Here is a 1457-nt window from a genome sequence, read left to right as displayed (position 1 = left end):
ATCCCCCACGCCTCGGCCCCCGCCTCCCTCACCAACGGTTCCCGGCCTCCTGCGACAGTCCCCGCGGGCCGCCGTCACTCCGGACAGCGGCCATGGGGCTCTCCGGGCCATCACCTCGTCCAGGAGATTCACCGGCTGACGTGGCCGTACGTCCGTGTGGCCGCACGTCTGCGTCGCCGCACGGGCTGCGAACCGGCGTCCAGCGCGGCACACCCGCGTCACGGCCGGCGTACCGGCGTCGTTGTCCACACGGCGGCCCGTGTCGGCCGTCATGGCCGTGCCTGTCCGTAGCTGAAGTCCTACTCGTGAGGGAGGAGGTAACGCCACGAGAGCGCGATGTGCTCGCCGGTTGAGGTGCGATAGACGTGCCAGGATCCGTCTCGTGGTATCAGCCGGGCGATCGTGTGCGCCTTGTTGCCTTTGTAGTCCTTGCGCCCCGAGTGCGCCTGCGTCTCGGGCGGTACGGGGACACCCTCCGGCAAGGGCTTGGCGGTCGTCGCAGGGGTCGTGACCTGCTCGGCGGACAGCCGTACGCGGTCGGTGGAGTAGTTCCGGCCTTGTGCGGCGGCGCGGTCGGCCAGGCGGCTGAGGCGGTCGCGGGCCTCGACGAGCCCGGCGGCGTAGTCGTCGGTCGCCAGGTCCAGGAACGGGACGTACACCTCGCGCATTTCGGCACCGCTGTCGACGCCGAGGACCGTGGCCGGCGCGTCGTACACCGTCGGCCGGCCCGGCCGGGGCGTGGCGGTGACCGGTTGCCCCGCCAGGTCGCGCCCCAGCGCCTTGACCAGGGCTCGGACCTCGGCGGGCGGCAGGCGCAGCTCGTGCGCGGCGCCGGCCACGACCAGCCCGTCGGCGTAGACCACCAGCATCGGAGGGCGGGCGGCGGCGAGGCCGGGGGCCACCGAACCACCCACACGCAGCCATTGGGCGACAGGGTGTCGCGCAGGTCCGGCTGCAGCCGGCTCAGGGACCGGCCGACCAGTCTGCTCCAGACTCGGTATGGTCTCCCCGGTCTTCTGAACTCCTGTGCCGCTGCACGCCGTGAGCACCAACACCGGAACGACGACCCAAGTCCATCTCATATCCCTAAGACGATCACCTTCGGTGCGCGGTTCGGGTGTGGTGTCACGACACTGTACTCCCGACATCCCCCCTTGTGCGCTGGAGTGTTCGATTGGCCATGCCAGCCCGAGAACGGCGGCGATGGCCGCGTCCAGCTTGATCGTCGTCATTCGAGGCAGCCGCGCTGCCATGGGCCGGCCGGGTCACAGAAGTAGACGGGCGACGTACCCGGGGGTCACGGGCGGAGTGCCGGCGTACCGGGCCGCGTTGTCCACGCGGCGCCCGTACGGGTCGTCATGGCCGTGCCTGTCCCGTGCGCGTCGCACCGGAGCGTCACGCGGACACGCAGGTCTGGGGGCGCGCCGCGGCGGGCGAGGTGGTTCCCGGGCGGGAGG

At 71.8% G+C, this 1457-nt stretch carries 1 protein-coding gene; it reads right to left on the bottom strand.

What is annotated here, in order from left to right; all coding sequences use genetic code 11:
- Window positions 1-299: 299 nt before the first annotated feature.
- Window positions 300-902 carry a hypothetical protein gene (locus E1295_RS48090; protein WP_132642083.1) on the bottom strand — a complete coding sequence of 201 codons (603 nt, stop codon included), beginning with the start codon at window positions 900-902 and terminating at the stop codon, window positions 300-302.
- Window positions 903-1457 lie beyond the last annotated feature (555 nt).

The organism is Nonomuraea mesophila (assembly GCF_004352805.1).
In the GTDB taxonomy this organism is placed as follows: Bacteria; Actinomycetota; Actinomycetes; order Streptosporangiales; family Streptosporangiaceae; genus Nonomuraea; species Nonomuraea longispora.
The sequence above is the reverse complement of the archived record's forward strand: the minus strand, read 5'-3'. Positions and strand labels throughout refer to the sequence as shown.